Annotated in this window: 21 protein-coding genes and 1 riboswitch; of the genes, 6 read left to right on the top strand and 15 right to left on the bottom strand. The window is 54.7% G+C overall.

The window, feature by feature from the left end; all coding sequences use genetic code 11:
- The first annotated feature begins 52 nt into the window (after window positions 1–52).
- The gene (locus tag IP581_RS01395) at window positions 53–568 is read left to right on the top strand and encodes a GNAT family N-acetyltransferase (RefSeq protein WP_193821582.1); all 516 of its coding nucleotides are present in this window, start codon (window positions 53–55) and stop codon (window positions 566–568) included.
- A gap of 9 nt (window positions 569–577) precedes the next feature.
- Window positions 578–1,039, top strand: a complete 462-nt coding sequence (locus IP581_RS01390; protein ID WP_193821581.1) for an acyltransferase — start codon at window positions 578–580, stop codon at window positions 1,037–1,039.
- A gap of 221 nt (window positions 1,040–1,260) precedes the next feature.
- Here IP581_RS01390 and IP581_RS01385 read toward each other — a convergent pair whose 3' ends face one another.
- From IP581_RS01385 to pgi, 5 genes are all read right to left on the bottom strand, one after another.
- Entirely contained in the window at window positions 1,261–3,357 is a 2,097-nt protein-coding gene (locus IP581_RS01385; RefSeq protein ID WP_097401674.1) for a YjbH domain-containing protein, read from the bottom strand.
- 2 nt (window positions 3,358–3,359) lie between these two features.
- On the bottom strand, window positions 3,360–4,097 hold the full coding sequence (locus tag IP581_RS01380; RefSeq protein ID WP_193821580.1) for a capsule biosynthesis GfcC family protein: 738 nt from the start codon (window positions 4,095–4,097) through the stop codon (window positions 3,360–3,362).
- Window positions 4,097–4,732 carry a YjbF family lipoprotein gene (locus tag IP581_RS01375; protein ID WP_228007800.1) on the bottom strand — a complete coding sequence of 212 codons (636 nt, stop codon included), beginning with the start codon at window positions 4,730–4,732 and terminating at the stop codon, window positions 4,097–4,099. The genes IP581_RS01380 and IP581_RS01375 overlap by 1 nt, the downstream gene beginning before the upstream one ends.
- 64 nt (window positions 4,733–4,796) lie before the next feature.
- Entirely contained in the window at window positions 4,797–5,039 is a 243-nt protein-coding gene (gene yjbE, locus IP581_RS01370; protein ID WP_007372406.1) for an exopolysaccharide production protein YjbE, read from the bottom strand.
- A 440-nt stretch (window positions 5,040–5,479) separates the two neighbouring features.
- A complete protein-coding gene (gene pgi, locus IP581_RS01365) occupies window positions 5,480–7,129 on the bottom strand; it encodes a glucose-6-phosphate isomerase (RefSeq protein WP_086873896.1) in 1,650 nt (549 codons plus the stop codon).
- Window positions 7,130–7,492: 363 nt separating this feature from the next.
- Window positions 7,493–7,718: riboswitch (Lysine riboswitch) on the top strand.
- A 91-nt stretch (window positions 7,719–7,809) separates the two neighbouring features.
- Between pgi and lysC the strand changes: the two genes are divergently transcribed.
- A complete protein-coding gene (gene lysC, locus IP581_RS01360; protein ID WP_017459419.1) occupies window positions 7,810–9,159 on the top strand; it encodes a lysine-sensitive aspartokinase 3 in 1,350 nt (449 codons plus the stop codon).
- A gap of 53 nt (window positions 9,160–9,212) precedes the next feature.
- On the opposite strand, the gene IP581_RS01355 is transcribed toward lysC, so the two are convergent.
- Genes IP581_RS01355 through IP581_RS01345 form a run of 3 tightly spaced genes read right to left on the bottom strand, consistent with a single transcriptional unit; the run spans window position 9,213 to window position 12,371 of the window.
- Window positions 9,213–9,998 (bottom strand): nucleotidyltransferase domain-containing protein, encoded by a 786-nt coding sequence (locus IP581_RS01355; RefSeq protein ID WP_193821578.1) that lies wholly within the window; start codon window positions 9,996–9,998, stop codon window positions 9,213–9,215.
- Between the two features lie 14 nt (window positions 9,999–10,012).
- A complete protein-coding gene (locus IP581_RS01350; RefSeq protein WP_193822622.1) occupies window positions 10,013–11,239 on the bottom strand; it encodes an RtcB family protein in 1,227 nt (408 codons plus the stop codon).
- Entirely contained in the window at window positions 11,229–12,371 is a 1,143-nt protein-coding gene (locus IP581_RS01345; protein WP_193821577.1) for a slipin family protein, read from the bottom strand. The genes IP581_RS01350 and IP581_RS01345 overlap by 11 nt, the downstream gene beginning before the upstream one ends.
- A gap of 471 nt (window positions 12,372–12,842) precedes the next feature.
- Here IP581_RS01345 and rtcR point away from each other — a divergent pair, with 471 nt between their 5' ends.
- Window positions 12,843–14,429 (top strand): RNA repair transcriptional activator RtcR, encoded by a 1,587-nt coding sequence (rtcR, locus tag IP581_RS01340; RefSeq protein WP_193821576.1) that lies wholly within the window; start codon window positions 12,843–12,845, stop codon window positions 14,427–14,429.
- 256 nt (window positions 14,430–14,685) lie between these two features.
- Window positions 14,686–15,627, top strand: coding sequence for a ketopantoate/pantoate/pantothenate transporter PanS (gene panS / locus IP581_RS01335; protein ID WP_193821575.1), 942 nt, complete (start codon window positions 14,686–14,688; stop codon window positions 15,625–15,627).
- A 48-nt stretch (window positions 15,628–15,675) separates the two neighbouring features.
- Here the strand turns inward: panS and IP581_RS01330 are convergent, their stop codons facing one another.
- Window positions 15,676–16,014, bottom strand: coding sequence for a helix-turn-helix domain-containing protein (locus tag IP581_RS01330; RefSeq protein ID WP_097401682.1), 339 nt, complete (start codon window positions 16,012–16,014; stop codon window positions 15,676–15,678).
- A complete protein-coding gene (locus IP581_RS01325; RefSeq protein WP_086873888.1) occupies window positions 16,011–16,367 on the bottom strand; it encodes a type II toxin-antitoxin system RelE/ParE family toxin in 357 nt (118 codons plus the stop codon). Before IP581_RS01325 ends, IP581_RS01330 begins: the two co-directional genes overlap by 4 nt.
- Window positions 16,368–16,544: 177 nt before the next feature.
- On the opposite strand from IP581_RS01325, the gene IP581_RS01320 reads away from it, so the two are divergent.
- Complete coding sequence (locus tag IP581_RS01320) at window positions 16,545–16,817, top strand: DUF3811 domain-containing protein (RefSeq protein ID WP_086873887.1); 273 nt, start codon at window positions 16,545–16,547, stop codon at window positions 16,815–16,817.
- On the opposite strand, the gene rluF is transcribed toward IP581_RS01320, so the two are convergent.
- The 5 genes from rluF to metH form a co-directional block, all read right to left on the bottom strand.
- On the bottom strand, window positions 16,818–17,681 hold the full coding sequence (gene rluF / locus IP581_RS01315; RefSeq protein WP_097401684.1) for a 23S rRNA pseudouridine(2604) synthase RluF: 864 nt from the start codon (window positions 17,679–17,681) through the stop codon (window positions 16,818–16,820).
- 137 nt (window positions 17,682–17,818) lie between these two features.
- Window positions 17,819–19,450: a Na/Pi cotransporter family protein gene (locus tag IP581_RS01310; RefSeq protein WP_086873885.1), complete on the bottom strand. Its 1,632-nt coding sequence runs from the start codon at window positions 19,448–19,450 to the stop codon at window positions 17,819–17,821.
- Between the two features lie 171 nt (window positions 19,451–19,621).
- Window positions 19,622–20,089, bottom strand: a complete 468-nt coding sequence (locus tag IP581_RS01305; RefSeq protein ID WP_193821574.1) for a hypothetical protein — start codon at window positions 20,087–20,089, stop codon at window positions 19,622–19,624.
- Complete coding sequence (locus IP581_RS01300; RefSeq protein ID WP_097401687.1) at window positions 20,073–20,849, bottom strand: hypothetical protein; 777 nt, start codon at window positions 20,847–20,849, stop codon at window positions 20,073–20,075. Before IP581_RS01300 ends, IP581_RS01305 begins: the two co-directional genes overlap by 17 nt.
- A gap of 262 nt (window positions 20,850–21,111) precedes the next feature.
- Window positions 21,112–24,798, bottom strand: coding sequence for a methionine synthase (gene metH, locus IP581_RS01295; protein ID WP_193821573.1), 3,687 nt, complete (start codon window positions 24,796–24,798; stop codon window positions 21,112–21,114).
- Window positions 24,799–24,871: the final 73 nt, after the last annotated feature.

Below are 24,871 nucleotides of genomic sequence, written 5' to 3'. Positions count from 1 at the left end.
ACCGCGTGATGACATGTTGCGCAGACATGTCCACGCAGGAGACAAAAAGAGCATGCTTATCGTACGTAAGGCTGAAATCGCGGACGCCGCGTTACTGAGTGAAATGGGCTACGCCAGTTATCGCCATCATTTTGCCCCTCTGTGGCGCGAACCGGCCGAACTGGAAGATTTTCTTACGCAGGAGTATTCCGTACCCGCGCTCCAGCAGAGCCTGCAAAGCGCAACGGGCAACTGGTTTATCGCCGAGGATGTTGCGCCTGTCGGCTTCGCCAAAGTTACCTGGCACCGCGCCGTTGATGAACAGGGCCCGGCGGGCACGCTACTGCATAAACTCTATCTGTTACCGGGCGAAACGCGTAAAGGCTACGGCGAGCAACTGCTGGCAGAAGTAGAACGCCTGGCGCAACTGCGTGGTGAGCGGTTTATCTGGCTGGAAGTGCTGGACGCCAACCCGAACGCGCAACGTTTTTATCTCCGCCAGGGATTCACGCATCTTAAAGACACCCAATTCAGTACCGCGTCGCAGCAAAGTACGCTGCATATTCTGGGCAAACCGCTTTCGCTTTAAGGAGGGATGATGACAAGCGCCTCTTTGCGCCAAACCGCCATACGCAATGTCACCTGCGGCGAAAATGTGGTGATTTATGAACCCGTCAATTTATACGGCTGCACGCTGGCGGACGATGTGTTTGTCGGCCCGTTTGTCGAAATCCAGGGGCATACGCAGGTCGGTAAAGGCTCGAAAATCCAGTCGCACAGCTTTATTTGCGAATATGTCACCATTGGTGAGCGCTGCTTTATCGGTCATGGCGTGATGTTCGCCAACGATATGTTTCGCGAGGGTAAACCGAACCCCGACCGGGAAAGCTGGGGGAGAATTGTGATTGGCAATGATGTGTCGATAGGCAGCGGCGCAACCATTCTGGCGGTGACCATTGCCGATGGCTGTGTGATAGGCGCGGGCAGCGTGGTGACCAAATCGCTCAGCGAGAAAGGGGTGTATGCCGGCAATCCGGCGCGGCTGTTGCGCCGGTTGTGAATGCCATTTTCTCTCCTGTGATGGGGAGAGAAATATGGCTGGCGATGGAGAAAGAGAGAGCTTGCGGCACTTCTCCCCTGACGGGGAGAGAAGTGTGGTTGGCAATGAAGAAAGGCAGAACTTGCCGCATTTCTCTCCCCTGGCGGGGAGAGAAGTGTGGTCGGCAATGAAGAAAGGCAGTGCTTGCCGCATTTCTCTCCCCGAACGGGGAGAGAACACGTTTACTGGAAGTTGACCGTCTTATCGTTGGTCATGTTGTAAAGCTCGAACTTACGACCCAGCATCTGACCACCGTCACGCGTCAGCGGCGTCCAGCCAATGCCAGCGCGGCTGCGGGTCGGGCCGGTGCTGAAGAGATCCAGCGGAACCGAAATGTAGACCCCTTTGGTGAAGTCCCCTTCCCCGTACTGCGCGGCTGAAACGTTGGTTTTGGTGGCATAGGCACCCACAACAATGCCGCTGTCGAAGTGCTTCGACACATCCAGCGTGACGCCTTTATCGCCTGCCAGATATTGACCGACGCTGGCTTTCACCAGCACATTTTCGGCAAACCACGGCGTCCAGTAAGCGGTGAAGTGGCCGGTTTTCACGCTGTAATCGGTGAACTTCATCATGTCCTGCGCACTGCGCCAGTCACGCTGTTTTACATAGTTGCCGTCAATACCAAACGCCCAATGGCTATCAACCGGCCGCCACAGCAGTTCGGCACCCGCACCGCCGTACATGGTTTCCAGATATCCGGCATATACCTGACCATAGAAGTTATTGCCCAGGTACTGGAAGTAGTTCGCCTGCATGTTGTTGATGTAAACATCGTTCTGCACATATTCACGCACGCGGGTACGCACACGCGGCAGCGCTGAATCTCTCGGCGGGTTGGTGTAGTTAAACTTGTCGTAGTTATTGGTCAGGTTGCCAAACAGACTACCGGTGGTCAGAAGGTGATCTGTTAACCACCAGTCGGCGGTGGCCATCACGCCAAGCTGGTACATGTAGAAAGCTTCCGGGCCGCCGAACGACTGGTTAAGCACCGGATCGATGTGGAAATCGAACGAGGATTTATCGATATACCAACCCTGCTCTGGTTTGTCCGGCACGATCGGCGTTTCGCGTTTTTGTACCAGTTCCGTATCCTGCCCCAGCGGTTCACCTTCGAGGTGGCGCTTCAGGCTGGCAACATCCGTCTCGGTGGTGACAACCGGCATGTTGAGGCGGTTTTCCGTCACGCGAATAGTGCGTATGCCATCCGGCAAGTCATTCATGATGATGCGATTCGCGCGCTCCACGCCTTCCTGGGTGTTGCGGTATTTCACCTGCTCGCCGGTGACATACAGCGTGTCACCTTTCACCTGAATTTGCGGATCGGTAAGCCCGGCGTTGTATTTCAGTAAGGTCAACTGATTCGCCACCACCGAATGCTGGAGGATCGCATCTTGCGGCTGCGGCTGATATTTCGGCCGGGCGTTGTCGATATAGGATGGGCGCAGGTTGTTGAAGTTGTTACGCAGGGTAAAGCCGAACATCCAGGTATTCCCGCGCTCATAGCTCAGGTTGATGTCCGCCCAGTCGGTGACGCGATAAATCGCGCCGACGTTGACCTTGCTGCGCTGCGGCAGTTTACCGGCAAAGTCCTGCTGGTAGTTATTTCCTTCATACTCCAGTTTTAAGCGCAGCGGGTTCCATGGCGTTTGGTACTCAACCCCGCCAAACAACGCGGTCGGCCCACGGAACATCTGGCTGGTATCCGTGGAGCCTGCGGCTTTGTAACGGGTGTCGCGCGTACAATATTTCTCGTCGTAAGAGCAGAGCGGGTTTTTGATGTTGCCGCTGGTGCCAAGGTAGCCCCAACCGAGACCCAGCGAGAAATCAAACGGCCCCCAGGCTTTGCTCGCCACCAGATATTCGCCATCGAACAGACCCGTACCACCAATATCGCGCGCGCCCACGGAAACTTCCGGCAGCCAGTAACCTTCTTGCCAGAGGCGCAGTTTCACATCGAAGGCTTTATCTTTGTAGGATTGATTGCCAGAGAAGGCTTCTACCGTACTGTATTTGCGCGTCCGCACATCGGTGTAGCGCAGCGTGGTTTCCAGCCACGGGAAGAGCTGCACCGAGCCGGAGTAGTAGCGATATTGATGGTTGTCGCGGTAGTTAAAACTCAATTCGCCTTCAGGCGCCATACGCGCTGTGGGCGTTTGCAGCAGACCGACGCCGCCGAAGTCCGACTGCGAGGGGCCAATCGGGTCCGGGTACGATTCTGCGTGACAGGCGGCGCTAATCCCCAGCGCCAACAGGCTAATGACAAACGATTTTTTCATTATTATTCCGGTATCCGATGCGTCAGGGACTGAAGAATGTCGGCATTCAGCTCGTCATACTCGTTACTCCACAAACCCGGTGCGAAACCGACAAAAATCACGCTGCCGGGCATCGGCTCCACGTGACGTCGGTTCCAGTAGCCCACCGGTACCTTTTGCGTTTTGCCGTTCGGGTACACCACCCAGGCGTAACTGCGATCCGCGCCGCTCAGCAGGCTCATCTCATCCAGATAGCTCACCACATCCCGTTCGGGCGTAAACACTTTTTTGCCCGGGCGGCTGATAAGCCCAACCACGGTGATGGTGGTTGGCTGCGAGCCAACCCATAAGGTGTATTGCCCCTGTAAAGGGCGGTTGGCGAGGCGATGGGTACGCAGGTAATCAGGATCCAGTTCGACAATTTGCCGCCCGGTCACTTTCATGGCCTGCAACTGCTGACGCAGCGCGTTAATGGCAGCGGCGCTGTCACCACTCTCGTCGGCGGCAAGGGCGCTAAGTCGCGCAAGCAGTGCCTGATGGCGCGCCTGCTCGGCAACTGTCGCCTGGCGTTCACTCACCACCGCTCCGGGCCACCAGCTATTCGCCAGACGCGGTTGCCCTACCAGATCCACCAGATACTCGGCGTTGGTGAGGGTTTTCGGTTTGCTGTCGCCTTCCATATAGACATCCACCGTGCCGACAGCGAACGCCAGCGGAGAAGCAAGGCAGGCTAACAGCGGAAGAAGAGCGCGTTTTTTCATTATTTCGCCGCCTTAATCAGGGTGGTTTTCACCGGGAACCAGTCCGCGCCAAGGTACTGCTCGGATTGCCGGATAACCCCTTGATCATCCAACCAATAGCGGTTTCGCCAGCGTTTCTGGTCGGTCGTTACCTCTTCTTCAAGAATGCGCACGGCCGTTACGTCGCTCGCCAGTTTCACCGTGTCGGTGCCATTCCAGTGGAAGACAGAACGGGCGGTGGCGTAGCGCACCTGCTTGTGTTCCGTCCAGCCCATTAAGCGTGTCCAGCTCGCGCCGTCAACAACCTGGTTCGGTTTCGCCAGCGGATCTGCCGCCAGGTTATTCACATCCAGCAGGTTGTCGCCAGGCAGATGCGTTTTCACGATGCGATAGTTTTGCGTGACGATCGTGGACTGATCCTGCGTCACCCATTTCTGCTGCCCGTTTTCGGCGAAAGCGAGCACCACAAACAGTTGTGGGCCGTTGTTGAGCTGCATGTACTGGCTGGCGTACGGCATATTGAGGATTTCTTCATCCGTGAGCTGTACGCCCGGCGTGCCAAATACGCTATTCCAGAGTGAATTCCCGAGACCCTTGATGGGGCCTGAACATGCCTGAAGGAGCAGGCAAATCAAGATGATACCAGGTCGCTTCACGACTCTTCTCCGAAAGGGGCGGAATAACCACACCGAAGTGTGGTTATAGTTAATGTACCCGCTATTACTGGGTACTTGTGGTCGTGGTGGTCGTGGTTCCCGTGTTGGAGCCATCACCGCCACCGGTTGCCGCCAGCGCGACACCCACCGCGGACCCTACGGTGCTAACACTCGTTGCTGCGGAGCTACCCGCAGAAACAGAGGTCGCTGCCGACCCTGCCGCTTCACCGATTTGCACCGGTGCCGCAAAAGCAGAAGTCGCCGCAAGCGCGGATATGGCAAAAATGCCATACAGGACTTTTTTCATATCAATTTCCCTTCATTGAATGAATGGAGATTTACCTGAAAGAATTCAGGCGATATCGAGTATACACAACTACAGCAGAGGGTTTACGCATCGGGAAATAGCGGGGAACGTTTTCGGAAAATTGGTATCGGGCATTTAAAAAAAGAAGAGCAAAAAATAAAATAGCAAAACTTTCAATCAGTTAAATAATGACAAAATATTGACACAATAAGGCTAGTCCTAAAATTTATAGCTATGGCTGGCAGGCTTGCTCCCTTTTTCAGATAAACCTGATCATCAATATACAAACGACACGCCAGGAATAATCCCCATAATTTAGCTTTAAAATATCGATATCGGAATTGCTTATATATATCGGGCGAAATCCTCGCGCAATATAACCATGCAGGGATAAATATAATCGGTAAAAAAAAGCGCCGCCGAAGCGACGCTTATGTGGCTTAACCGCGCCAGGATTTGTAGCGGTTGATCAGACCATTGGTTGAACTGTCGTGGCTGGAGATGGATTTGTCATCGCCCAGCTCAGGCAGAATGCGGTTCGCCAGTTGTTTACCCAGCTCCACACCCCACTGATCGAAAGTGAAGATATTGAGGATGGCACCCTGAGTGAAGATTTTGTGCTCGTACAGCGCAATCAGCGCACCCAGGCTAAACGGGGTGATTTCACGCAGCAGAATAGAGTTAGTCGGGCGGTTGCCTTCAAACACTTTGAACGGCACGACGTGATTGAGCGTTGCCGGATCTTTACCCTGATCGCGATATTCCTGCTCAACGACCTCGCGGGATTTACCGAACGCCAGCGCTTCGGTCTGCGCAAAGAAGTTGGACAGCAGTTTCTGGTGATGATCGGAAAGCGCGTTATGGGTAATAGCCGGCGCGATAAAGTCACACGGAACCATTTTGGTGCCCTGGTGAATCAGCTGATAGAACGCGTGCTGACCATTAGTGCCCGGCTCACCCCAGATGATCGGCCCAGTCTGGTAATCCACCGCGTTGCCGTTACGGTCAACGTATTTACCGTTGGACTCCATGTTGCCCTGCTGGAAGTAAGCGGCAAAACGGTGCATGTACTGGTCGTACGGCAGAATCGCTTCGGTTTCAGCGCCGAAGAAGTTGTTGTACCAGATACCAATCAGCGCCAGCAGCACCGGCAGGTTTTTATCAAGCTCAGTGGTGGAGAAGTGCTTGTCCATCGCGTGCGCGCCGGAGAGCAGCTCAACAAAGTTGTCGTATCCCACGGAGAGGATGATAGACAGACCAATCGCCGACCAGAGAGAGTAGCGACCACCGACCCAATCCCAGAATTCAAACATGTTAGCGGTGTCGATGCCAAACTCGCCAACCGCTTTCGCGTTGGTGGAGAGCGCCGCGAAGTGTTTCGCCACGTGTTTGTTGTCACCGGCGGTTTTCAGGAACCAGTCGCGCGCGCTGTGGGCGTTGGTCATGGTTTCCTGAGTGGTGAAGGTTTTAGACGCCACGAGGAACAGCGTGGTTTCCGGGTTCACTTTTTTCAGCACTTCGGCGATGTGCGTACCATCGACGTTGGAGACGAAATGCATGTTCAGATGGTTTTTGTACGGACGCAGCGCTTCGGTCACCATGAACGGGCCGAGGTCGGAACCGCCGATACCGATGTTCACCACGTCGGTGATCGGTTTGCCGGTGTAACCTTTCCAGCTACCTGAAATGATCGCTTCAGAGAAGGCTTTCATCTTCTCCAGCACCGCGTTGACTTCCGGCATCACATCTTTGCCATCTACCACAATCGGCGTATTGCTACGGTTACGCAGCGCGACATGCAGCACGGCGCGATCTTCGGTGCGGTTGATTTTCTCACCGGAGAACATGGATTTGATCGCACCCGCCAGATCGGTCTCTTTGGCCAGTGCCAGCAGCTTGTCCAGCGTCTCTTGCGTGATGCGGTTTTTGGAGAAATCCACCAGCATCAGGTCGTCAAAGGTTGCGGAGAATTTGCTAAAGCGGTCGCCCTCTTTCGCGAACAGTTCCGCGATGGTGACGTCCTTCATGTCAGCGTAGTGTTTCTGTAATGCCTGCCAGGCAGATGTCTGCGTTGGATTGATGTTTTTCATAGCAATACTCTTCTGATTTGAGAATTGTGACTGCCGTCGATTGTAGCGCCTGCCGGGGAAAATTGTGATGGTTTTTGTGCCGGCTCGCCATACACGCGGGCGAATAACGACCAAAAATCGCCGAATTTGAGCACAACATAAGTCATTTTACTGACGCCTCATGCAGCATGAAAAATCCGCATAATCCCGGCGTTGACAGCATGCCTGCTAACCCTTTATTTATAAACGCACAACCCGCGCATGCGCGGGTTTGCATTACCAGAACTTTTCGCGTTAGCACATCCCCGGGAGCTTACAAAAGTCAAGTGACCGGGGTAAGTGAAGGCGGCTAACGCCGCTGCGGCGTGAAAGGCGAAGGTAAACATTGCCAGAAGAGGCGCGTTACCCAGGCACACGGTGTTCGAAGCGCCAGGCTGATGAAAACACCTGAGGGGGAGTAACGCCGAGATAACAAAACGCCTGGCAGCGTGCGTTATCGGCTACAGGGGCTGAATCCCCTGGGTTGTCACCAGAAGCGTTCGCAGTCGAACGTTTCATGTCCGCAGACGTTACGGAAAGCGGGCAGACAAGGTGGAGCACTTCTGGGGAAATCGTAGCTGTTTATCGCTCTGCGCCCACCCCGTTTTTCGCTCTTTCCTTGTGCCATGGCTGAATAGAGAATCCCCTGACACGAGGTTGTTATGACTAGTTTCGTTGTCGCCAAATTTGGCGGCACCAGCGTTGCCGATTTTGATGCCATGAACCGCAGTGCGGACGTGGTGCTTTCCGACACCAGCGTTCGTCTGGTGGTGCTTTCCGCTTCCGCAGGCGTAACTAATCTGCTGGTGGCGCTGGCCGAAGGGCTGGAAGCCAGCGAGCGTTTCGTCAAGCTCGACGCTATCCGCAAAATTCAGTTCGATATTCTGGAACGCCTGGCGAACCCGGCGGTTATCCGCGAAGAGATTGAGCGCCTGCTGGAAAATATCACCACGCTTGCCGAAGCCGCATCGCTGGCGACATCCACCGCGCTGACCGACGAATTAGTCAGCCACGGCGAGCTGATGTCGACGCTGCTGTTTGTCGAAGTGCTGCGCGAACGCAGCGTACAGGCGCAGTGGTTTGATGTGCGCAAAGTGATGCGCACCAGCGACCGGTTTGGTCGCGCTGAGCCGGATGTCGCCGCCCTGGCGGAACTTGCCGGACAACAACTCGCACCGCGCCTGAATGAAGGGCTGGTGATCACCCAGGGCTTTATCGGTAGCGAAGCCAAAGGCCGCACCACCACGCTTGGCCGCGGCGGCAGCGATTATACCGCCGCGCTGTTAGGTGAAGCACTGCACGCCTCACGCGTGGATATCTGGACCGATGTCCCGGGCATTTACACCACCGACCCGCGCGTAGTGCCCGCCGCGAAACGCATTGATGAGATAGCCTTTGAAGAAGCGGCAGAGATGGCGACATTCGGTGCGAAAGTGCTGCACCCCGCCACGCTGTTGCCCGCCGTACGCAGCGACATTCCGGTTTTTGTCGGCTCCAGCAGAGATCCGAAAGCCGGTGGCACACTGGTATGCAATAACACCAGTAACCCGCCGCTGTTCCGCGCACTGGCGCTGCGCCGCAAGCAGACCCTGCTCACGCTGCACAGCCTGAATATGCTGCACTCACGCGGTTTTCTTGCGGAAGTGTTTGGCATCCTGGCGCGTCACAATATCTCGGTTGATTTGATCACCACCTCAGAAGTGAGCGTGGCGCTGACGCTGGACACCACCGGTTCAACGTCGACCGGCGACACCTTATTAACCCAGGCGCTGCTGACCGAGCTTTCTTCTCTGTGCCGGGTGGAAGTGGAAGAAGATTTAGCGCTGGTGGCGATTATCGGCAACGATTTGTCGAAAGCCTGTGGCGTGGGTAAAGAGGTGTTTGGCGTGCTGGACCCGTTTAATATCCGCATGATTTGTTATGGCGCATCCAGCCATAACCTCTGCTTCCTGGTACCGGGAAAAGAGGCCGAGCAGGTGGTGCAAAAACTGCATCACAACTTGTTTGAGTAACTCCTCCCGTGTGCGGATGAGAGCAAAAAGCCCGGTAAATTACCGGGCTTTTTTTATGCCATCACCGTCTGGTACAGCAACGCGTCGAGATCCCTGACTTTGCCGCTGCGGCTTTCCGGCAGTGCATCGGCGATTTCGCCGCGCGCCAGTTCGTCGTGGATAAATGCATGCAGCAGTGGGCGTCGCGCGCCGTACTGTGCTTCGCCTGCCCGCTGTTTTAACACCAGCAGTTCATCGATTTCTGCCCGTAATGGCGCGTCGAGGCAGCTACCTGCCAGCAACGTCGCGAAACGCATTGGCGGCATCCCTTTGCCCGCTTCTATCCAGCGCACCGCCAGCAGCGGACGCAGCACGTAAAAGTACTTTTTCAGCCGTACCTGTTCACTCTGCAAATAGCCGCGAAAGTTCTTTTTCGCCATCGAATAGTAGTGCCATCGCGCTCTGACCGGCGAAAACCAGTGCGGCACCTGCGCGCGCAACGCAGCGAGCGTGGCGTCATCCTGCTGGTAGACGATCGGCGAATCTAACCATTCGATTAAGGCCGGGTTAGCGCTTTTCAGCAACCCCAGCGCTTTGCGCCACTCCCACCCGCAAACGTCCAGCTCATCGTCTATTGGCAGTTCTATCACGTCACGCTGAGGCTCGACGCGCAGATACCAGTCCGGTTGATGCACATATAAAAAGCGCACATCGTAATCGCTGTCCGGTGAAGCAAAGCCCCAGCCGCGGCTGCCGGATTCACAGGCGTAGAGCACTTTCACGCCATAGGTGTGTTCCACATCGTGTAACACCTGCCGCACACGCCCGCGCATGGCGACATCAACGCCTAAAGGTTCCATTATTATTGTCCTTCTTATCCTTTCACACACACCACCTGCCGCAGGGTATGCACCACTTCGACCAGCGAGTCCTGCGCGGCCATCACCGCGTCGATATCTTTGTAAGCCATCGGGATCTCGTCGATCACCTCGCTGTCTTTACGGCACTCCACATGCGCGGTCGCGCGAATGTGATCTTCCACTGTAAAGCGTTTTTTTGCCGCCGTACGGCTCATGGTTCGCCCTGCTCCGTGGCTGCATGAACAGAAGCTCTCTTCATTTCCCAGCCCACGCACGATAAAACTTTTCGCGCCCATCGAGCCGGGAATAATCCCCATCTGCCCTTTTTGCGCGGAAACCGCACCTTTGCGCGTCACCAGCACCTCCTCACCAAAGTGCGTCTCTTTTTGCACATAGTTATGGTGGCAATTCACCGCTTCCTGCTGCGTGATAAACGGTTTGGTCACCATACGCGACAGCGCCGCCAGCACGCGCGACATCATCACTTCCCGGTTATGGCGGGCGAAATCCTGCGCCCATTCGACCGCTTCCAGATAGTCCTCGTAGTGCTTGCTCCCTTCCTGGAAATAGGCCAGGTTCCGGTCCGGCAAATTGGCGATATGCTGCTGCATATCCTGCTGCGCCAGGGTGATAAACACGTTACCGATGGCGTTACCCACTCCGCGCGACCCGCTGTGCAACATCACCCACACGCGCTGCTGCTCATCCAGGCATACTTCGATAAAGTGGTTGCCGGTTCCCAGCGTTCCCAAATGTTGATGGTTGTTGGTTTGCCGCAAGCGCGGGTATTTATCCGTCAGGCGCTTAAAGCGCGGCGCAAGCAACGCCCAGTGGCTATCCACCTCTTGCGGCGGTTTTTCCCACGCGCCTTTATCTCGTTTCGACCGGTTCACCGAACGTCCGTGCGGCACCGCCTGCTCAATGGCGCTGCGCAACCCGCCGAGGTTATCCGGCAGATCCGCCGCCAGCAGCGAGGTGCGCACGGCAATCATGCCGCAGCCGATGTCCACGCCAACCGCCGCCGGGATAATCGCCCCTTTGGTTGGGATCACGCTGCCGATGGTCGAGCCTTTTCCCAGGTGCACATCTGGCATCACGGCCAGATGTTTGAAGATAAACGGCATTTTTGCCGTATTGAGCAACTGCTCCCGCGCTTCGGGTTCCACCGGCACGCCGTGCGTCCACATTTTGACCGGCGCGCTGTTCTCCTGCGCCAGCAGTTGATAGTCGTTACGCTGCATCATGACTTCCTTTGATGTTAACAAGGCCGTGCAATACCTGGTCGAGGCCACCAAAGACCGAGATCTTATCGATGCGCTCCGCCACACGCTCCAGCGTTTCTAACTCTTTAAGCCGCAACGCCACCGGGTTGCTCTCCATCACTTTTGCCGTGTTCAGCAACGAACGGGTCGCGGCGGTCTCTTCCCGGCGGCGGATAACATTGGCCTGTGCCGATTTTTCCGCTTCCACTAAGCGCGACAGGATCGTTTTCATCTCACCCGGCAAAATGATGTCTTTCACCCCCAGCGACGCCACTTCAATACCAAACGCCGCCATGCGATTTGCCACCTGCGTACTCACTAACGCATCAATAACCTGCTTATCTTCCAGCAGCTCATCCAGCGTGCGCGTGCCCACCGCTTCGCGCAGCGCAAACTGCAACTCGCGATAGAGGTGCTCCAGCGGTTTGCTCAGTTGGGCAAAGGCGCTTAACACATCGGTGTAACGCCAGTTCGCCGCCAGGTTCAGCCGCAAGGTGACTTTATCTTTGGTCAGGATCTCCTGGCCGCTCACTTCCAGCACTTGCAGGCGCAAATCCACCACCTCGGCTTCCACCAGATGGTTTACTTTCCAGTAGCCGCTCAATCCCGCCGGTAACAGCGCCTGCGTCACGCCATCGACTTTTAAAACGCCCGCATGCCAGGCCGGAACCTGCACTGCCAGAATCGTGTCGCGGCCTTTTACCGCCACACCGCGTGCGGGTTGCGCCACGGCGGTAAGGATCTCCGTGGGAACCCGCACATCGCGAGTGTCCATGCGTACCAGTTTCAGCGCGTCATCCGCTTGCCAGTAAAGACGGCGCGTTGAAGGCGGCAGGATCTCCAGCAGCATGCCGTTGAGATAAAGCGCACCGGCTTCGTTATCTGACATATCGGCCACCAGACAGAAACGCTCCACCCACTCTGGCTGGAAACGGCGCAAATACTCCGCCAGACCCGCGGCCACTTCGCTGCCATCGGTATTCACCACCAGCACGTCGGGTTTGTTAAACCACGGCAGGCGGTGCTCACCGGTTTCCAGAACCTGGTAGTAGTCACCCTCTTTTGCCAGTAAACCTAATTGACCTTTACGTATTGTGATTTTGTTGGTCATCACGTTCTCCTTAAATCGTTAGCCTTAACGACCGCGAATGCAGGGGCGAAGCCGCAGGGGAAACAACGTTTTGCCTGTGGCCCGGCGCCGTTACCGGCGGTCGTTGGGGGTAATCGTCCAAAGCCCGACTACCGGGGTACTACCTGTTTATCTTCATAGATAAGGTGGCGAATCCGGGATTCGAACCCGAAAAAGAACCGACTTTTCGCAAATGTCTTTCCACTGACGGAACGCCCCCTGGAAAACGTCTCGTGCCGTTCCTGGTGCGCCGGCGGGGTGCGTAACCCCTGCTAACTCAGCGTGCTGACGTACTGGTTATTGCCAGAAGCGTGCCAGAATCAAGAACAAGCAAATAAAATTTTTACTTAATTGAAAAATAAGAGTTTTATTTTCATCCCGGTTTGATGATGTTGAAGTGAATAAGGTATTTTTTTATCTTTCAATATCGGTTTTTATCTTATGGGATAAACAATGAAGCGTCGGGTGGTTATTGGTGTACTGGGAACGGTGCTGGATAAACGGGGTAAACGGCAAAACCGCTTTCGTAAATGGCGGCCCACCGTGGGGTTGTGCCAGCAGCCGGATTTCGCTGTCGACCGGCTTGAACTGCTGCACCAGCCACGCGATGAAGGTCTGGCGCAACAGACGGCGGAAGATATTGCCCTCGTCTCACCGCATACCGAAGTGCGCAAACATGCGGTGATGATTAACGATCCGTGGGATTTTGAAGAGGTGTATGCCGCGTTTCTCGATTTCGCCACCCGTTACCCGTTCGATACGGAAAATGAAGAGTACCTGGTGCATATCACCACCGGGACGCACGTCGCGCAGATTTGCTGGTTCCTGCTGACCGAAGCCCGTTATTTGCCCGCCAGCCTGTTGCAGACCGGTCCGGCGGCGAAAGGCGCAACTGACGAGGCGATAGCCGCTGGTGTCTGTTCTGTTATCGATCTGGATTTAAGCCGTTACGCGACGTTGACCAGCCGTTTTCAGCGCGAACAGCAGCAGTCGGTGTCGTTTCTGAAATCCGGGATTGATACGCGTAATGCCACCTTTAACCGCTTAATCGAGCAAATCGAACGCGTATCGCTGCGCTCAACTGCGCCCATTCTGTTGACCGGGCCAACCGGTGCGGGGAAATCATTTCTGGCGAAACGCATCTTTCAGTTACGCCAGTCCCGCCATCTGGTACAGGGGCGACTGGTGGCGGTGAACTGCGCCACGCTGCGCGGCGATAATGCCATGTCGACGCTATTCGGCCATGTGAAAGGCGCGTTCACCGGCGCACAACAGGCGCGTACCGGGTTACTGCGCGAAGCCGATGGCGGCGTGCTGTTTTTGGATGAGATCGCCGAACTGGGGCTGGATGAGCAGGCGATGCTGCTGAAAGCGATTGAAGAGAAAACTTTTTTCCCCTTTGGTTCCGATAAAGAAGTGCACAGTGATTTTCAACTGATTGCGGGCACGCACCGGAATATGCAGCAGTGGGTGGCTGAAGGACGTTTCAGGGAAGATCTCTTTGCACGTATCAATATGTGGACGTTCGCACTGCCGGGCCTGGCGGAGCGGCGGGAAGATATCGCCCCGAACATCGAATATGAACTCCAGCGTTTTTCCCGGCAGCAGCAGACGCAAATCCGCTTTGATAAGGACGCACGTGAACGCTATCTGGCCTTCGCTTGTTCTCCTCACGCGGCGTGGCGCGGTAATTTTCGCGAACTGAGCACGTCAATCGCGCGAATGGCAACGCTGGCGGAACAGGGGCGCATTAACGACGCGTTAGTCGAGGAAGAGGTGCAGCGTTTAGCGCAGCACTGGCGTGGAGAATCAGCACTGCCGAATCTCCCCGTGGATATCAGCACGCTGGATCTGTTCGATCAACGCCAACTGGAAACGGTGATTGCCGTCTGTCGGCGCAGCCAGACGCTTTCAGAAGCGGGACGTGAATTGTTCGCCATTTCCCGGCAGAAAAAGGCCAATCCGAACGATGCGGATCGCCTGCGCAAATATCTGGCCCGCTTCGGGCTAAGCTGGAAAAGCGTTCGCGGCGCAACATAAACGATCTTCATCATAATTTGTTTGAATAATATTCCTAAGCACGATAAACAATACCAATGGTCGGGCTCGATCCCTTCCTTAAATACCCTCATTCATTCGGGTTGCAGAACCGTTGCGAACAACGCTCATCCCCGCGGTGAGACTGCCGGGTTACCGGCGCAGAAATTTCTGACGCTATTGGCTTCGTCAGCGCACCTGTAGCCTGAAGAGTGAAGGGTAATAAAAATACAACACAACAATCGCAAGGAATTCCCACATGCTCGCAACGTTCACGCGGCTGTTCCCGTTATGGGCACTGCTGCTCTCGGTATTTGCCTATTATTTTCCACCCACCTTTATCGCCATTGGCCCGTGGGTCACCACGCTACTGATGCTGATTATGTTTGGTATGGGCGTGCACTTAAAAATTGACGATTTCAAACGTGTCCTGTCGCGCCCGGCTCCGGTTGCCGCCGGCATTTTCCTGCACTACCTGGTGATGCCGCTGGCGGCATGGCTACTGGCGCTGATTTTTAAGATGCCGCCGGATCTCTCCGCCGGGATGGTACTGGTCGGCAGCGTCGCCAGTGGAACGGCATCAAACGTGATGATTTATCTGGCAAAAGGTGATGTCGCGCTATCGGTTACCATCTCCTCGGTTTCAACACTGGTGGGCGTTATCGCCACGCCGCTGCTGACGCGTCTGTATGTCGATGCGCATATTCAGGTAGATGTGATGGGCATGCTACTGAGCATCCTGCAGATTGTGGTGATCCCGATTGCATTAGGGCTTATTGTGCACCACTTGTTCCCGCGCGTGGTTAACGCGCTGGAACCTTATCTGCCGGCGTTTTCCATGGTCTGCATTCTGGCGATCATTAGCGCCGTAGTCGCCGGTTCCGCGAACTATATTGCCTCTGTTGGCCTGGTGGTGATTGTCGCGGTGATCCTGCATAACAGCATTGGCCTGCTCGGCGGTTACTGGGGCGGCCGTCTGTTCGGCTTTGATGAATCCACCTGCCGTACGCTGGCGATTGAAGTGGGGATGCAGAACTCCGGCCTTGCTGCGGCATTAGGTAAAATCTACTTCTCACCGCTCGCCGCGCTGCCTGGCGCGCTGTTCTCCGTGTGGCACAACCTTTCCGGCTCGCTACTGGCGGGCTACTGGTCGGGCAAACCGGTCGACAGACGTAAAACGGAAGCGGTGAAAGAGGGTTAGTCGATAGCGGCCGGATAACGTTATCAGCTATCCGGCCGTTTACAACGCTTAACCAATTGTAATGGTAACTGGCTTGCCGAGTTTAGCCAGCATGGTGACAAGTGCATCAATAGTGAATTTGCTGGCTTTTTGGTTGACCACATCGGAGACGCGAGGGCGAGAAATATTGAGTTTTGCCGCCGCCTCAGTCTGCTTGAGATGGTTTTCTGCTATCCAGCCAGAAATTTCCTGCATCAGTTGCCGTTTTATGTTCAACAGCTGGATCACTTCTCTTTCTGCATCCTGCGCAAGCGCGTTAGCCTCTTCGGCTTCAAAACCCAGTTCAGTAAAAATGTTGGCATCTGCTGGGGTTACATGGCCAATCAGGCCATCTTGTGTCGTTCTCATTTTTGGCTCCTGTGGTGCTCAACCAAAGCGCGATAACGCGTCCGGGCAATCGTTTTATCCTTAAATGGCGTGCGCTGTGACTTTTTATGAAAACAGTGCAAAACGTAGAGTGCATCTTCAAACCTGGCCAAATAAAAAATACGAAACGCTCCTGCGCGATCGCGAAGACGGATTTCTGCAACGCCTGCACCAATTTCCATCATCGGTTTCCAATCTGTAGCTTCCAGACCAGCTTGAATTTTATGTAGCTGATAACCAGCATCCTTGCGGACACATTCAGGGAAAGCGCGTAAGTCATCGTATGACGAGCCTATCCAGATGATGGGCTTTAAAGTAGGCCGTGAAGGGAGCATACCACATCCTTGTATAAAATTTTATACCGAAAATCCCTACCAGCTTAGACCAGCAGCAGATGAAGTCACCCGTCCCAAAATAGATCTGCGAAGCGCTTTCCAGGGTTTATGCATCACCACGCAGACATGCCCTCTTACATCGCGTAGACTCGATGCACTTCCCAAGGAGAACGCTTTATGGCCCTGACCAGACTGACGCAAAAAGAGATGACGGAGAGTGAACAGCGGGAGCTGAAAACGCTGCTGGATCGCGCCCGCATCGCACACGGACGCCCACTCAGCAACGCTGAAGCTAATCATGTGAAAAAGGAGTACATCGATAAACTGATGGCGCAGCGCGAAGCGGCAGCGAAGAAAGCCCGCCAGTTGAAGAAACAGCAGGCTTATAAACCCGATGAGAACGCCACATTTTCCTGGTCGGCAAACACCTCAACGCGCGGCAAGCGCTAACTAGCGCCCTTTCTTTTTCCTGCCCGGCTGGGTAAAGCGTTTTCCCGCCGGTTTCGCCCGGCTTTTCTCTTCGGGCTTCGCCACTTTCACTGCGGGCTTTTTCGCCGCCTGCGGTTTTGCTTTTGCTTTCGGCTTCGCTTCTGAGGATGAGTTCTCAATTAGCTTAAACAGCGCGATCAGCTCGTCATCCGTCAGGTCACGCCACTCTCCCGGCGGCAAGCCAGTGAGACTGACGTTCATAATGCGCGTGCGTTCAAGTTTGGTGACTTCATAACCAAAGTATTCGCACATACGGCGGATCTGGCGGTTCAGCCCCTGAACCAGGGTAATGCGGAAGGTAAACGGCGCTTCTTTTTTAACCTTACATTTTTTGGTTTTGGTGCCGAGGATCGGCACCCCCGCGCTCATCCCCTGCACGAATTCGTCGGTGACGGGCTTATTGACAGTCACCAGATACTCTTTCTCGTGATCGTTGCCCGCACGCAGGATTTTATTCACTAAATCGCCATGGTTAGTGAGAAAAATCAGCCCCTGCGAATCTTTGTCCAGACGGCCGATGGGGAAGATACGGCTGCTGTGGTTAACGAAATCAACAATATTGTCTTTTTCGCCGTCTTCAGTGGTACTGACAATACCAACGGGTTTATTCAACGCGATAAACACCAGATCTTCGTCGTTTCTCGGCTCGATAAGTTGACCGTTTACTTTCACAACGTCGCCGGCTACCACCTGATCGCCGATCCCGGCGCGCTTGCCGTTGATAAAGACATTGCCTTGCTCGATGTAACGGTCAGCCTCGCGGCGTGAGCAAATCCCGCTTTCGCTGATGTATTTGTTTAAACGTGTTGATTGGGTTGGCAGCATAAATTCTCCTGTAAAAGCGGAATATAACTGGCTTCGCCGGGAGATAAAACCGGATTTTCGCCGCGCCAAATCGAATTTGTGCAGTTACGCAGTAAAAGTGGGGGTTTTAGCTACCGTGCCCGCAGGCACGGTACGGGTTATGCATCGTCGCGCTCGTCGTCTTCATCCGGCTGTTCCAGCACGCTATAGGCCACCGAGCAGAACAGGGAGTTAAGACGCTTCATGTCGCCCAGCAAACCGAGGTGCAGGGAGCTGGTTTCAATACTTTGCACATTTTGTTGATGTAATCGATCAACGTGGGCATGTGAATAACGGCGGTTCATAATGCGAAAACGGTGTTTGCTGCGGCGTAAGCGCCGGGCGCTGGTTACATCGCTGGAGAAGAATACCGACATCGCCAGCTTCAGATTCCCCACCAGCCGTTCATGCAGCGCATCGAGTTCTTGCAAGCCTTCAACAGAGAAAGCGCGCCGTGCCGCCAGCGATTTATCGGCGATTTCGCTGCCCATGCGCTCGACAATATCGGAGGCTTGCTCAAGGTTCAGCGACATCTCGATAATTTCCGCCCAGCGTTTCGACTCCTCTTCCGCCAGCTCCTCTTTCGGCATCCGCGCCAGATAGAGCTTAATCGCCGTGTACAGCACATTGATGTCATCGGCTTGCTTGCGTAGCTCCTTCTCCTGGCGAGGCTGGCCGTGCATCACTTTATGCAGCCCTTCGAGCATCAGTTCCATCGCATCGCCCATGCGCAAGGTTTCCCGCGCCGCATTGGCTAGCGCCAGCGTTGGCGTATCCAGCGCGGAGCTGTCGAGATGTTTTGGCTTCAGGCGCGCATCCAGCTCGGGCTCTTCACGAATAATGCGCTTACAAAACGCCGCCATGGGCCCGGCGAACGGCACCATCGCCAGGCAGCGGATCAGGTTGTAGAACACATGGAAATAGATAACCAGTTCTGCTTCCGGCAACGGAAGTTTATGTAATGAATCGGCAAGCAGATGGACAAACGGCAGAATAATCAGGCTACCCACCAGCTTGAACAGCAAACTGCCAAGCGCCACGCGGCGGGCGGCAGCGTTAGCGGCGCTGTTATTAAGCATCGCCAGCAAGCCGGAACCGAGGTTGGCACCAATCACCAGACACAGCGCAACCGGGAAAGAGATAATCCCCGCCGTCACCAGCGTCGCCGTCAGCAGCACCGCCGCCAGGCTGGAGTAACTGATAATGGCGAATACCGCGCCAATCAGCGCATCGAGCATAATATCGCCGGTCAGCGAGGCGAAAATCACCTGCACGCCATTGGCCTGGGTGATCGGCGTAACCGCCTGCACAATCAGCTCCAGCGCCAGAAGAATCAACCCAAGACCGATGCTGACTCGCCCAAGCTGGCCTTCGCGCGTCTGTTTACGCCCAAGGAAGAAAATGACGCCAAGAAAAATCAGCAGCGGTGACAGCCAGGAGAGATCGAACGTCAAAATGCGCGCCATCAGTGCTGTCCCGACATCTGCGCCCAGCACAATCACCAACGCCGGGGTGAGCGCCACTAAATCCTGGGCGACAAACGAGGTCACCAGCATGGTGGTGGCGTTACTGCTCTGCACCAGTGCAGTCACGCCGATACCCGCGCAGAAGGCGAGTGGTTTCCTTTCGACGCTACGGCTAAGAACGGTACGCAAACGTGCGCCAAAAACACGCATCACTCCGGTACGTACAATGTGTGTGCCCCACACCAGCAGAGCCACGGCAGAAAGCAGATGAAGCAAAGTCAGCACAGAATCTGGTTCTCCTTATCGTTATGCGTTGCTCGTTACCGGGAAGATAACGTCAACATTATGAAGTAAGTATAAGGCGTCAATGCGAAGAAAAGCGCAGGGTGCCGGTTAAGCCCCCTGAGAGTTGTAAACAAAAATGACGGTTTTGTGACAGAAGCGAGGCTTTACCGGTTAGCGGGAAACGGCAGGCGCCGTTTGCGGGTTGCGCTGGCGTTTAGCCCACACCACCGAAGCAATTTTGAGCACTTCCGAGATGACAAACAGCAACATTGCCCCCCACGCAGCGGTAAAACCTGCAAAATGCATAAACAGCGGAATCAGCGCCACTGAGCACTTTAACGACAGCACGCGGGCTATTTCCTGCACGATAAAGAAAATAGTATGGATGTCTTTTTTAACGAAAAAAGACCAGGCAGAAAAAACCAGCGAGATAATCAGCGCGATATTAATAAAGAACATCGTCTGAATAATTACACCCATTAATCCATTCACACCCAGCTGTGAATAATTAGTATAAAAGCCGCTAATGTCGGAATAAAAAGGAACGTTACCGCCTTGCAGCGAAAAAAACAAATAGCTGGCCAGCGCCAGCACGTCCATAATACCCCAGAAAGCAAATATCTTATTTCTTAAATTCATAATCCTCATCCCTTACGCCTGGAATCCATTGCCATGATTTCCCCGATTGCGCCCAGGCATCATCACCCTCAAGGTATTTCTGATAAACGGTACGCTTTTCACCATAACGCCGGATCACCGAGCGATTATAGAGGATTTCTCGGGTATCAGATGAGACGCTTTCCGGTATTGGCGTCCACAGCTGAATTTTATCTCGCGAGGTGTTCATATAATCTTTGCCGTCAGAGCCAAATACGCGCCCTTGATCGCCCATACTGGTCGCCCGGTTGAGCATCATTACCGCGGCATTTTTGACGCCGTGAAAGTCTGTTTCGCTGGTTTTCCAGTAACCTGGGCCAAACTCAGGCGTCACCGGTACAAAGGTACTTCGGGTCGGGGCGGGTCGCCCATGCATAGCCACACTGTCTTTAAACCCGTTCAAAATGGTTCTGATAAACACCGCATTAAATGACAGGCCTTGCACGCAAAACAGTTCGGCGTTTTCCGCGATAAAGAACGGGTAATAGAAGCGGTTACGCGTACTGACATTCGGGCGAACGACCACCACCACGCCTTTATCCACCAGGCTATCAATATGTTTTTCTTTTTGATGACCAAGCGGATCGTGCGGTAAGCCATATTTAAAACCGTGGTGCTGCTTAATCGTATAACCATCGATACTGCCCAAAATATTATTCGGGCTATTCTCGATGAAATATTCCTTTTTGATAATATTCTTCGCGATATCTGGCGCCAGGATATTTTCGTAATCCTTCGGCAATAGATTTCTTTTTCTTATATCATAAATATCCATTTTATAATACCTAAGTTAAATTTATGACAATTAAATGAACCGCAAAAGAGTAAGCAATCTTGCCGTGTAGTCCGTCCCCATCATACGCATGAAGGGGAAGAAGGGTCTAAGAAAATATCCATTTTTAAGAATGTTCTTAGTTTCAATCGGTATTATGTTTGCTTCACGATAGTTTCGCGAAAATGAAATGGCGAAAAAACAGGGCATTTAAAAAAATGCCCTGTGGTTATTAATCTGCGTCGTAACCTAAATTAGACGCCAGCCAGCGCTCAACTTCCGCCACCGACATGCCTTTACGCCGCGCGTAATCTTCCACCTGGTCGCGCTGAATTTGCGCTACCGCGAAATATTTACTGTCCGGGTGGCTGAAATACCAGCCGGAAACGGATGCTCCTGGCCACATCGCATAGGATTCGGTCAGTTTCATCCCGGTATGTTTTTCAACGTCCAGCAACTGCCAGATGGTGCCTTTTTCCGTGTGTTCCGGGCAAGCCGGATAGCCCGGCGCCGGGCGAATGCCCTGATAATTTTCGCGGATCAATTCCTCGTTACTGAGGTTCTCGTTCGGCGCGTAGCCCCAGTACACTTTGCGTACCCGCTCATGCAGATATTCCGCAAAGGCTTCTGCCAGGCGGTCGGCCACCGCTTTCACCATGATTTTATTGTAATCATCGTGCGCGGCGTCATACGCTTGTGCTAACGCGTCTTCTTCAAGACCGCCAGTCACTGCGAATGCGCCAATATAGTCCGCTTTGCCGCTCTGTTTGGGGGCGACAAAATCCGCCAGGCAGTAGTTAGCAAAACCGACTTTTTCCGTTTGCTGGCGCAGATGGCAACCCACCGTCAGCACCTGCGTGCGGGTTTCGTCGCGGTAGATTTCCACATCATCGCCCACACGGTTAGCCGGGAAAAGCCCGACCACGCCGCGCGGGTTGAGCAGCTTTTCCGCGCTCAGTTTATCCAGCATCTCGTTAGCATCGGCAAACAGACGTTTCGCCTCCTCACCCACCACCTCATCTTCAAGGATGCGCGGATATTTCCCGGCCAGCGACCACGTCATAAAGAATGGCGTCCAGTCGATGTAATTGCGCAGCGTCTCAATGCTGGCGGTGACTTCCTGCACACCCAGCCGGTGTGCGACCGGCGGCGTATAACTTTCCCAGTCAAACGCGAGATCGTTTTCCCGTGCGGCTTGCAATGTGACTGGCGGCGTACGCGGTTTTTTCCGCGCGTGCTGGATGCGCACGGTTTCATACTCTTTGCGGGTACGGGCAACGAACTCATCGTGTTGCGTATCCGAAAGCAAAGCTGACACCACCCCCACGGTACGCGAGGCGTTTTGTACATACACCGTCGGCCCGCTGTAGTTCTGCTCGATTTTCACCGCCGTGTGCGCTTTCGATGTGGTTGCACCGCCAATCAGCAGCGGAATGGTGAACCCCTGGCGCTCCATCTCTTTCGCCACGTTGACCATTTCGTCGAGCGACGGCGTAATCAGCCCGGAAAGGCCAATCAAGTCAGCCTTCTCTTCGCGGGCGGTTTTCAGGATCTTGTCGGCGGGCACCATCACGCCGAGGTCGATAATTTCGTAGTTGTTACATTGCAGCACCACGCCCACGATATTTTTACCGATGTCGTGAACATCGCCTTTCACGGTGGCGATCACCATTTTGCCGTTGCTGCTGCCCTTCTCTTTGCTGGCTTCGATATAGGGTTCGAGATAGGCCACGGCCTGTTTCATCACGCGGGCGGATTTCACCACCTGCGGCAGGAACATTTTGCCCTCGCCGAACAGATCGCCCACCACGTTCATGCCGTCCATCAATGGCCCTTCGATCACCTCGATGGGGCGGTCGGCCTGCTGACGCGCCTCTTCGGTATCGAACTCGATAAATTCGGTGATACCTTTTACCAGCGAATATTCGAGACGTTTTTTCACATCCCAGTTGCGCCACTCCGCCTGCTGCGCGTTTGCCCCTTCATCGGCGGCTTTGCTGCCGCGGTACTTTTCCGCCAGATCCAGCATGCGCTCGGTCGCATCATCGCGGCGGTTAAGGATCACATCCTCAACGCCGTCGCGCAGCTCGGCAGGCAAATCATCGTAAATCGCCAGTTGCCCGGCGTTGACGATGCCCATATCCATGCCGTTACGAATAGCGTAATAGAGGAACACCGCGTGGATCGCCTCACGCACCGGGTCGTTGCCGCGAAACGAGAACGAAACGTTGGAAACACCGCCGGAAATCAGCGCATGCGGCAGTTCACGTTTGATATCTTCACACGCGCCGATAAAGTCCTGCGCATAGTTGTTGTGCTCTTCAATACCCGTTGCCACGGCGAAGATGTTCGGATCGAAGATAATGTCTTCCGGCGGGAAACCCACCTCTTCGGTGAGAATTTTATAGGCGCGACGGCAAATTTCGATTTTGCGCGCGCGCGTATCCGCCTGACCGATTTCGTCAAAGGCCATCACCACCACGGCGGCACCATACCGACGCACCAGTTTCGCGTGGTGAATAAATGGCTCAACGCCCTCTTTCATCGAAATCGAGTTAACGATGCCTTTGCCCTGGATACATTTCAGCCCTTTTTCGATCACCTCCCATTTTGAGGAGTCGATCATGATCGGCACGCGGGCAATGTCCGGCTCACCGGCAATCAGGTTGAGGAAACGCACCATCGCCGCTTCGGCATCCAGCATCCCTTCATCCATGTTGATATCGATGATCTGCGCGCCGCTTTCCACCTGCTGGCGCGCCACGTCCAGCGCTTCGGCGTACTTCTCTTCTTTGATCAGGCGTTTAAATTTGGCGGAACCGGTGACGTTAGTACGTTCGCCGACGTTCACAAACAGACTGTCGTCGCCAATATTGAGCGGCTCCAGGCCCGCGAGGCGGCAAGCAACTGGCACCTCCGGTAGCTGACGCGGCGGCACACCGTCGACCGCGCGGCTCATGGCGGCGATATGCTCTGGTGTGGTACCGCAGCAGCCGCCGACAATATTCAGGAAACCGGCCTGCGCCCATTCGCCGATTTGCACCGCCATCGTGTCGGCATCGAGATCATATTCGCCAAAAGCGTTAGGCAGACCAGCGTTCGGGTGGGCGGTAACATAGCATTCGGCGATTCGGGAAAGTTCCTGCACATACTGGCGCAGTTCATCCGGCCCCAGCGCGCAGTTCAGGCCGAAGGTGAGCGCATCGGCGTGGCGCAGGGAGTTGTAAAAGGCTTCGGTTGTCTGCCCCGAGAGCGTACGCCCGGAGGCGTCGGTAATGGTGCCGGAAATCATGATCGGCAGCTCAACGCCGAGCGCGTCAAACTCCGCTTTTACCGCAAAGATCGCGGCTTTAGCGTTCAGCGTATCGAACACGGTTTCGATCAGGATCAGATCAGATCCCCCTTCCACCAGCGCTTTGGTGGATTCACGATAAGCGGTAACCAACTGATCGAAGGAGATATTACGAAACGCCGGATCGTTAACGTCCGGTGAGATTGAGGCAGTGCGGTTGGTCGGGCCAAGCACCCCGGCGACATAACGCGGTTTATCCGGCGTTTGCGCCGTCCATTTGTCGGCGCTGGCACGCGCCAGTTTGGCTGCAGCGAAGTTGATTTCCGCCGACAGGGATTCCATCTGGTAATCTGCCATGGCGATTGTCGTTGAGTTAAAGGTATTGGTTTCGATGATATCCGCGCCCGCCGCGAAATAGGCGTCATGAATCGCGCTTATCACCTCTGGCTTGCTGAGCACCAGCAAGTCGTTGTTGCCTTTAAGATCGCAGGGCCAGTCGGCGAAGCGCTCGCCGCGAAAATCCTGCTCACTCAGACGATAGCTCTGGATCATGGTGCCCATGCCCCCATCCAGAACCAGAATTCTTTTGCTTAACTGCTGCTTCAGTTGCTCAACTTTGCTGCTCACACGTGCTCCCGACAATGCTCAACCAGGCCAAAAGGCCAGCAGGACATACTGGCATAAAGTGGCAGAGCGGAAA

Origin of the sequence: Kosakonia pseudosacchari (assembly GCF_015167415.1) — a bacterium.
Classification (GTDB): domain Bacteria; phylum Pseudomonadota; class Gammaproteobacteria; order Enterobacterales; family Enterobacteriaceae; genus Kosakonia; species Kosakonia pseudosacchari.
Note: the sequence above shows the minus strand (reverse complement) of the source record. Positions and strands in the feature narration are given on the sequence as shown.